Below are 9,114 nucleotides of genomic sequence, written 5' to 3' on the forward strand. Positions count from 1 at the left end.
GAAACGTTCGATCCCCGGCTACCGCTATCTTACGACCACACAAAGATGAGGTCCACCAGAAAGATCTGGTGACCTCATAATACGAACGGGCAGGATAGTGAGAACGTCACTGGATTGTGATACAGTAATTTTAGGGCAATTAGGGAGGTTTTTATGGGGCTAGACGTTTTGTTATATGACAATACTAACAAGCTCATTTCGATATATGAACTTGATAAAGAACTACATAACGAAATATTTTCTACAGATAAACGGTGGGCTAGTTACTCATTTCTTAGGAAGTTACACGATTATTACCGTACCAATGAGGAGTTTAATGGAGAAGGCCTTGAAGGTTTGATTAGTGACTTGAATAACTATAAGCCCTTGATGGCTGAAAAATACCATACAGCCGTCGAGTTGTTGTTGGAGGCTGTTTCGGATAAAAAGGTTCAAAAAATCCGAATTAATGGCGATTAGTACTGAGCTAACGGGTACGATAGATCAATAAAGACATGACGGCAGCCGGTCAGAACGATCGGCTACCGTTTGCCACGCTAACGGGCAGTAATGCGAAATGATGATAAAAAATATGACGTACATACAAGTCGTCAGTGCTATAATGCTGCTGTGGTTAATAATTCCATTTGGGAGGAAGCAAACTTTGGATACCGCACAAATAAAAAAAATCATTCATGATCATCGTAAGATTTATCCTCAGGTTTACGCACTAAAACCGGGAGACGTAAATATTCAGCAAATTCCTAAGCTGCAGTATGTGTCGCAGCAGATGAATACGGCTTTCCATATGAATTGGGCTGGACATCCAGAACCAATAGATGAGCAATGGATTGTCGTCAAAATCGCAAATCAATTAAAGCAGATTACTAAAAATACTTTGGGTTATCAGTTTAAGTTAATGCCGCACGAAATAATCTGGCATGGATTAAATGAATGTAATCAGAATTCCGTTACTTACAAGATGCAAGTCCCTAATTGTATTACTCTTACTATGTACGAAGAAGCACGAGCTAAAGTCGAGAGGAATCTACGTGGAAAGGTAATCCCTGAGACTAAATTTATAGGAGTCGATTCCATACTCTGTGCCCAGAAACTTCACGTGGGGCATTATCGTGATACTAAACTAACTTACCAGGAAATTGAGAGTTATACCGGCGAGCAAGGGTATCGAATCAAAGGAGATCGAAAAGAAATCTATCTCACACCAGCAATGGAATGTCATCATCCAGAAACGTGGAAAACGGTTGTAAGTGTTGAAATCGAACAGCTAAACTAACGGGTACGATAGCTGATTAAGCAACGAGGACGAATCTGCCGGAACGGTCGGCGGTTTCATTCTGAATGGGGGCTATTATGGAAAAGCACGACTACTTCGATACAGAGAACTACACCGGAAATCACTTGCACGTTGATAACTGGAAAGACGAACTGAATCCCTTTATCGAGGCGATAGCTTGGGAAAGAACTGACGGAACTATGGATTTGTTCTTTAATGATTTTGCAGATGAGAAGGAATTTAAAGCCTTATTTGGTGGCAAAGAGCATCAATATGACGAATTCATGGGTGTCTTCATTTGTAATGTCAAATCCAATGAAGAGGCTTATCAGCAGTTTCGGAAATGGGTTGATGAAGTCTTGAACGTATATAGAAATAAGGGTGATGATTAAGCTAACGGGTACGATAGCACCATGACGAGCAGGCTGCCAGTATTCATCGGCAGCCTATTGAAGTAACGGGCAGGAATAGCTCTACAACAATAGGATGCCGATAGTCTCCGGCCCTGTTCAGTCTAACATTAGCTTTTTTGTAATCTAATTTTAGGGCATATGTGAAAAGTCATCATATTTAAAATGTCATCACGTTAAGCCGCGCCGGAGCCGCCGACAGGGATAAAATGGGTTAAAAGAAAATTTACCGCGTTGGCAGCCTGCTTATTTGTTAGAATGATAAGAGTACGGTCAACAAAGGGGATTTTCTATGAACAACGGCTTTCGAATCGATACCGATATAAATCGGAGTCTTACGCTGAAGCAAACGAAACAAGCGGCGCTTAACGCCTTGCAGGAATATGATATAGACTGGAGTTCCATCTACTTCATCCAAGTATCTGAGCATGTCACCTTCCGCATAGAGAGTGGCGAGGTAGAGAAGTTCTTGCTCCGTATTCATCCGGAGAGCAAATCGCGCGAGGAAACCGTCTCCGAACTGGAATGGTTGGCAGCTCTTAGGCGCAAGGGTCTTATCGTGCCCGAAGTCGTACTGAACCGGGAAGGAGCTTTCGTCACGGATACTGCGACAAGCGGCGGGCAACGATATTATGCGACCTTGTTGAGATGGATCGAGGGTGAGCGCTTGGATAAAAGGGTGCTTACAGATGAGAGCATCCGAAAAATAGGGGCATTGATGGCGAACCTTCACGAGGCAAGCGTCGATTTTCGTCCAAACAACGGATTTGCGCGTCCTTCTTGGGGGAGCCAAAGCTTTCAGCGGGACTGGGAGCATTTGCAGCGGCATCACAGGCATTTCATTTCGGATGAAGCCATTGAGTTGTACACAATGGCCGCTGCTAAAGTGGCAAGTCATCTCGACACATTAGAACCAAATGAACAGAATTATGGGATGATCCATGCAGACTTGCACAATGGCAATGTCGTTTTTCACGACGACGAACCATTTGCCATCGATTTCGGCAGGTGTGGCTTCGGCTATCACCTCTACGACATGGCCCAGTCGATCATGGGGTTACGTCCTTCTCAAAGAGAGCTTTTCATCGAAGGGTATGAGAGGGTCAGAAAAATGGACGACTATGCCATCCAGATACTGGAGTGTTTCTTCATTATGTCGATCATCGAGGCATACAGCTTCCATGCGGAGAATGCGCTCGAGATTGAAGGCTTGATCGAAGAGCAACCCTATGCACAAGCGATATTGAGGGCCTATATGAATGGGGAGCCGTTCATGTTCCAGCCGCTTGATGAGGTCTCCTTTAGCTAGCGGTTCATTTAGGCTATCTCCTAACTAATTTTTTTCGCTTTTGTTTGTTAAAGTAATGGGAGATTAGCGTGGTGACAGTTGGTCACTTATATTGAATTTTTAGGAAGTAGGTATAGTAATTGATAACGAAAAGTCAAAAGGATGGTGTAGATTTGAGTTTATTTCCTGTAGTATACTCACTCTTGTCTAAACAAGAGTTATTATCGCATATTAAAGACAATTATGAAGTTCATGAACCTATTAAATTAAAATACTTCCTTAGAGGCATGAACGATACATATATATTAGAAACTGGGCCATTAAAATATATCTTTAGAGTTTATCGTGCAGATAGAAGAAATAAATCGGAGATTGCTTTTGAATTAGATTTGTTAAATTATCTAAATGAGAATGATGTAAGCGTATCAATACCGATTACAAAAAAAGATGGCACCCTCATAAACGAGTTTTTTGTCACTGAGGGTGTAAAGTATGGGGTTATGTTTAGTTTTGCAGAAGGTAGTGAAAAGCCTATTCATACCGTAGAAGATAGTTATTTGTTTGGAAAATCCGTTGCTCAAATTCATAAAGTTACTGATAATTTTAGAAGTGAACACATAAGAGGTAATCTAAATCTGGAACATCTAATCGAGAAACCGCTTAACATAATCAAATTACATATGGAACATCGTCAAGAGGATTACAATTTTATTTATGAACTAATCTTAGGATTAAAGGAACAGTTAGTGATGAAGATAGAAGAAGGCTTAGATTGGGGCGTTTGTCATGGGGACTTGCATGGTAACACAAATGTAGCATTTACGGACAACGGGAAATTGACACATTATGATTTCGATATTTCTGGTTATGGGTGGAGATCTTATGATATCGCAGAGTTTAGATTGGCGAGAGAAATTCACAGTGGTCATAACAAGGACGAAGTTGAAAGCCTTTGGGAAGCTTTTCTACACGGGTACAGGGACGTAAGAGAACTCAGTGAAAATGATGTTAAAGTGGTTTCTATATTCGTTGTACTTAGACAACTGTGGCTCTTTGGCTTATGTTTTAGTGAATCAGAGCTAATAGGGGGAGCGGACTTCGATAATGGATTTATTGACAGTAAGATGGAATATTTCAGGAAATTAATTTTTTGATTTTTTTCATATCTCTTTTGGTGGATATAAAACATATTCCGTCAACTCGACGATTCGATTCGTCGAGTTGACTTTTTAAATTATTTCCAAATGTCATCGTTAAGTTAACGGGAGTTAAATAAGAAGCGTGCTATCCGGGCTCTTTTGAGTACCGGATTTTTTTAATACATAAGACAAGTATTAGAAGACAATGCTGTCTAAAAAACGATCGTTTTTTAGACTTTGTAAACATCAGCTTAAAATACCCCAAAATGATCATTGTTTCAGTCTATTAAATCGTCTATTATTCAAGGTATATTAAATTTATAAATTTAAGGTTTAATAGACAAAAGGAGATTGGGAAATGACTAAGGTTGGGTATGCACGTGTTTCGACTACCGATCAGTCCATGGATTTACAAATTGATTCTTTGAAGGCAGCCGGATGTGAGCGTATTTTTGAGGAAAAGGTCTCTGGGAAGAAAAGTGATCGACCGGAGTTAGCTCGCTGCTTGGAGTATTTGCGTTCCGGGGATACATTAGTCATTTGGAAATTGGATCGACTTGGTCGGACAACAAAGCAGTTAATCGAGCTTTCGCATGATCTTAAGGAAAGAGGAATCAGTCTGCAGATCATCACTCTGGGAGTAGATACTAGCACACCGGCGGGCAAGCTTTTTTTCGCTATTATGGCTGGTTTAGCTGAAATGGAGGCAGAGACAATTCGAGAAAGAACCCAGGCCGGCTTACAAGCCGCTCGGGCTCGAGGTAGAAAAGGAGGAAGACCGCCATTGGATAAGAGCAAAGTTGAAATGGCGTTGCTTCTGTATGGGCCGGCTTACAAGCCGCTCGGGCTCGAGGTAGAAAAGGAGGAAGACCGCCATTGGATAAGAGCAAAGTTGAAATGGCGTTGCTTCTGTATGATAGTCGGAAATATACCATAAAAGAAATAACCGAGCAGACCGGAGTATCTAAAGCAAAGCTTTATCAAGTTCTCAAGAACAAAAACGCTTGAATCGGATAGACAGAGACGTGGGCCGGCAGCGGAGTTGCAACTGCGTGGCCATCCTGGATGCGGCGTTAATGCTCCCATGGAAGAACGCAATTACTTCCATAATCTGTGGTGTCGCGTGTACGGCATGGATGGCTAACTGGCAGAGTTATGCATGGTGTAATAAAATTCCAAATTAAAGTATCCATTCGGATTTCTATAATGAGTACAATAAAGAAAAAGATAACTGGATCTTGCATGTCCGCTCGCCGGAAGGCGAGACCAAACCGATTTTCGAAACCCCGTTACAGTCGTGGAAGCCAGTCGTGGTACTCAAGAAGCAGCCTATCCATCAACCAGTTGGGCGCGGACGGATCGGTGGTTTATACGGTGTACTACGGGAATTTGAAATACTCCACAACGTTCCTTTATTCCTCTCAAACGGATACACATGTGCGTGTGTCTAACGGTCCAGCGGAGTTCCATTACCGGAACGGAGCATGGTACCGGATTGACGGCGGTTCATTGTATGCGATTCGTTTTTGATAATTAACTCGGTCTCATCGGCTTTGATATTTTCCAAAAGTGAGAGTAATGAAAAGACGCAACTCATGGTTATGGAGTCTGGTAATCAGTATGTTAATGGCACTAATCCTGCCAATACATGCGCATGCAAGCTATGACGAGCCTCCCGTCATAATGCGAATGGAACCTGTCTACAATCACTCCGTGATTCGCAATAACTCCCTGCATGTCGTCGCTGAAGCCGAAGATGATCTCGCGAAGCCTTCATTTTTGGTACGAATAGGTCAAGGTGCCGGCATCACGAGCTTGACCGGGATCACCGTTTGCTGTGGCGCATAGTCGGTTTCCATCTGCCGGATCAGGAGCTGGGCAGCTGTTTGCGCCAGCTTCCATTCGTCTTGTTTGACGTAAGGGACCCCTGGTATTTCCGGGTCGTCGAAGGAGAAGAGTTCGATCGTCCCCGCAGAGGAGCTCCCTACACTTTGCATCGCTCTATAAGTCAGATTGGTCATTTCCGCCGTTAAGGCAAAGGCGGCTGTTACCTGGGGATGGGCGGCGATAAATTCCTTTAAATAGGGCAGGGCGTTTTCACTGCGTAAAATGTCCAGCGGGACATGGCACCAGAGGCTCTTGTCGATGGAGATGCCCATGTCGATATAAGCTCTTTCAAATCCGGCGGTTCGGTCCTCGATCGTCGTATTTGCATTTTCCGGGGAAATAAGCGCGATTTGACGATGCCCCTTATTGAGCAAGCAGGACACGGTCTCGCAGGCGCCGCCGATATTGTCGGAAGTGATCGTATAGGTCTCGATGTTCCGGAGGAACCGGTCGATGAAGACGAAAGGGAATTTATCCAGGGACAGCCGCAGCAGAGATTCGTTATATTTTTCGTCCTCGGTAGGGAATACGACAAGACCTCTTACCTTCGATTCGATCAGCTCGCAGATGGCACGGGACTCTTCCTCGGATGATTCTCGCGTCAACCGGAGAACCATATGAAACCCCGCCTCGCGAAGAAAGTATTCCAAATGCTCGACCAGTTGCTGAATGACCCGGGTTTTCATGGTCGGAACGATAAAGCCGATAAAGTTGTTCGCCTCTTTTTTCGAGGCGGATCTGCTCCTCGACCGATCGCCGTTGAACGGTTGCGGGGTTACGAAGGTTCCTTTTCCCTGAATCCGGATGACAAGACCTTCATCGACCAAAGCAGCCAGTGCGTTCTTGACCGTAATTTTGCTTACCTTGTATTCATCCATGATTTCTTGCTCGGAGGGAACCCGATCGTTAGGACGAAGGTCGCCGGTGACGATTCTTTCTTTCAGGTTGAGATAAATTTGTTTATAGAGAGCAGTTTTGACCATAGCCTCTCACCCCATAAAATATAATAAATCAAATTTTATAACCAATTGGATATATATATTATATTATAAATGGACTATATTTAAATTGTAAAGCGCTTTCAATCGACGGAATGTCAATTACTAGGAGGGAAGTTTATGAGATTATTAAAAGTTAGGAAAATGCGCACGGTAGCTTCCATATTGTTCGCACTATTCATGACATTTGCCATGATTTTGCCGGCAATGGCTGCAGAATGGACGGTTTCAGGAAATGTTGAATCTCACGATCCTACCGTAATTAAAGAAGGCAGTACATGGTGGCAGTTCTATACGGGAGATTATTTGAAAGTCAAATACTCCAGCGACGGAGAAAACTGGAACCAGGGTGTTCCCATTTTTAATGGCACGCTGTCTTGGTGGCACAATTACGTCAATCGCTCCGAAAACGTCAATGAAGTATGGGCTCCCGATATTTTTTACAACGAAGGGAGATACTGGCTCTACTATGCTTACTCCGAATTCGGTACGAACAAGTCCCTGATCGGTCTGATGTCTTGTTCAAGCATAGCGACAGGCGACTGGAGAGACGACGGCCTCGTCATCTACTCCGATTCCACGAAGGATTACAACGCGATCGATCCCGGTATCACGAAGGATGCTTCCGGCAACCTGTGGATGTCCTTCGGTTCCTTCTTCTCTGGCATCAAGCTGGTCAAACTGGATCCGGCGACGATGAAGCCCGAATCGGGCGCAGCGATCCAAACGATCGCGACGAGACCAAATGTGTCAGGTAATCCGATCGAAGGTGCCAAGATCGTATACACGAACGGATACTACTACATGTTCGTAGCCTTCGACTTATGCTGCAAGGGCTCCGATAGCACCTACAAGATCGCATACGGCCGGTCGACCAGCATTACGGGCACTTACTTCGACAAGAACGGAACGAGCATGCTGAACGGCGGCGGTACCATCATGGAGGTCGGCGATTCCAGATGGAAAGGTCCCGGTGGACAGGAACCGTTCTGGGATGGAAGCAAGTGGATCATGGTTCGCCACGCGTACGATTCGAACAATAACAACTACCCGACGCTCCGCATTCGCGACATGTATTGGGACGCGGAGAAATGGCCTTCTTACAATGCCAGCAGCGGCTATTACAAGATCCAGAACCGCGGTTTCTCGTCGCTGTACATCGATGGACTCGGTGCTACCACGGATGGCGCCAACCTGGCCCAATGGGCAAGTAGCACCAGTTATAACCAGCAATTCGACATCATCAATCTTAGCAATCGCTACTACACGCTGATCAACCGCACGACGGGCAAGGCCATCGACGGAATGGGACGCACCACCGCGGGCTCGGACGCGGGACAATGGAGCAGCGGCACCAGCTACAATCAGCAGTGGGAAATCATTGACGCTGGCGGCGGCTACGTCAAGTTCATGAACCGTGCCACAGGACTGTACCTGGATAATGGCAACCAGTCAGGTGATGGATCCATAGTGAAGCAGTACGGTAATAGTACAAGTTACAACCTTCAGTGGAAGCTTTATAAGCAGTAACATTTATCCGGGCGGCTGGGACCGGTCAGGTTTTAAAATCTAGCGAAATAAAAGCAGACTGAATCCAAGGGCACCCGCAAGGTGCTCTTTTTCTTTGATGCGCCTCCCAGTCGCAAAATCTAGGCGATTCAAATCCACCCAGTAACTTTACCCTTTAAAGTGTTCCATCAAACTATCCACGAAATGGTTTTATATGGTGGTTGCAAAGTGATACGCCTCTCAATCAAATAGGAGAACAATTACCAAGTTGCTCTTATCAAATTCTAGGTATTACGGGATGCGCTTGCTTGGTTATCCCTAAATATGATGCCGTTGTAGTAAGGATATATAACCATTAAGTAATTCAAGTGGATATGATTATTTAAGCGATTTAAGACTATTCGGAAATATGACAAATGACCTTTTAATGACATTTTCAATTAATAACACGGTATCTCGCTGAGCTAAGCTATCGGGTACGATACTTCAATACTGAAGGCTGCCAATATGATATGCTCCCCAAATAGTAGACAGGTGAAATAATAAAACCTGCTGCTATGAGGGGAGTATTTTCATGTCTAGAGTTCAATATAACGCGAAGGAGAAA

At 44.2% G+C, this 9,114-nt stretch carries 8 protein-coding genes and 1 pseudogene; 8 read left to right on the top strand and 1 reads right to left on the bottom strand.

Annotated elements, in window-relative coordinates:
• Positions 1–153 precede the first annotated feature (153 nt).
• From ASG81_RS26735 to ASG81_RS33280, 7 genes and pseudogenes are all read left to right on the top strand, one after another.
• On the top strand, positions 154–459 hold the full coding sequence (locus tag ASG81_RS26735; RefSeq protein ID WP_056641844.1) for a hypothetical protein: 306 nt from the start codon (positions 154–156) through the stop codon (positions 457–459).
• Between the two features lie 184 nt (positions 460–643).
• A complete protein-coding gene (locus tag ASG81_RS26740) occupies positions 644–1,276 on the top strand; it encodes a hypothetical protein (RefSeq protein ID WP_155971980.1) in 633 nt (210 codons plus the stop codon).
• Positions 1,277–1,353: 77 nt separating this feature from the next.
• Positions 1,354–1,668, top strand: a complete 315-nt coding sequence (locus ASG81_RS26745) for a hypothetical protein (protein WP_056641849.1) — start codon at positions 1,354–1,356, stop codon at positions 1,666–1,668.
• 310 nt (positions 1,669–1,978) lie between these two features.
• Entirely contained in the window at positions 1,979–2,995 is a 1,017-nt protein-coding gene (locus tag ASG81_RS26750; RefSeq protein ID WP_056641858.1) for a phosphotransferase enzyme family protein, read from the top strand.
• Between the two features lie 152 nt (positions 2,996–3,147).
• A complete protein-coding gene (locus ASG81_RS26755; RefSeq protein ID WP_056641867.1) occupies positions 3,148–4,128 on the top strand; it encodes a phosphotransferase in 981 nt (326 codons plus the stop codon).
• Between the two features lie 343 nt (positions 4,129–4,471).
• Positions 4,472–5,121, top strand: a pseudogene (locus tag ASG81_RS26760) (recombinase family protein).
• A gap of 366 nt (positions 5,122–5,487) precedes the next feature.
• A complete protein-coding gene (locus tag ASG81_RS33280) occupies positions 5,488–5,643 on the top strand; it encodes a hypothetical protein (RefSeq protein WP_162255076.1) in 156 nt (51 codons plus the stop codon).
• Positions 5,644–5,906: 263 nt separating this feature from the next.
• On the opposite strand, the gene ASG81_RS26765 is transcribed toward ASG81_RS33280, so the two are convergent.
• Positions 5,907–6,983 carry a GntR family transcriptional regulator gene (locus tag ASG81_RS26765; protein ID WP_056641861.1) on the bottom strand — a complete coding sequence of 359 codons (1,077 nt, stop codon included), beginning with the start codon at positions 6,981–6,983 and terminating at the stop codon, positions 5,907–5,909.
• Between the two features lie 135 nt (positions 6,984–7,118).
• On the opposite strand from ASG81_RS26765, the gene ASG81_RS26770 reads away from it, so the two are divergent.
• On the top strand, positions 7,119–8,528 hold the full coding sequence (locus tag ASG81_RS26770; protein WP_056641864.1) for a family 43 glycosylhydrolase: 1,410 nt from the start codon (positions 7,119–7,121) through the stop codon (positions 8,526–8,528).
• Positions 8,529–9,114: the final 586 nt, after the last annotated feature.

Source organism: Paenibacillus sp. Soil522 (genome assembly GCF_001428245.1).
Lineage (GTDB): Bacteria > Bacillota > Bacilli > Paenibacillales > Paenibacillaceae > Pristimantibacillus.

Bases quoted from the DNA above. Each gene is read 5' to 3' on its own strand.
- ASG81_RS26745 (WP_056641849.1), top strand. From the start codon at position 1,354: ATGGAAAAGCACGACTACTTCGATACAGAGAACTACACCGGAAATCAC.
- ASG81_RS26765 (WP_056641861.1), bottom strand. From the start codon at position 6,983: ATGGTCAAAACTGCTCTCTATAAACAAATTTATCTCAACCTGAAAGAA.
- ASG81_RS26750 (WP_056641858.1), top strand. From the start codon at position 1,979: ATGAACAACGGCTTTCGAATCGATACCGATATAAATCGGAGTCTTACG.
- ASG81_RS26735 (WP_056641844.1), top strand. From the start codon at position 154: ATGGGGCTAGACGTTTTGTTATATGACAATACTAACAAGCTCATTTCG.
- ASG81_RS26770 (WP_056641864.1), top strand. From the start codon at position 7,119: ATGAGATTATTAAAAGTTAGGAAAATGCGCACGGTAGCTTCCATATTG.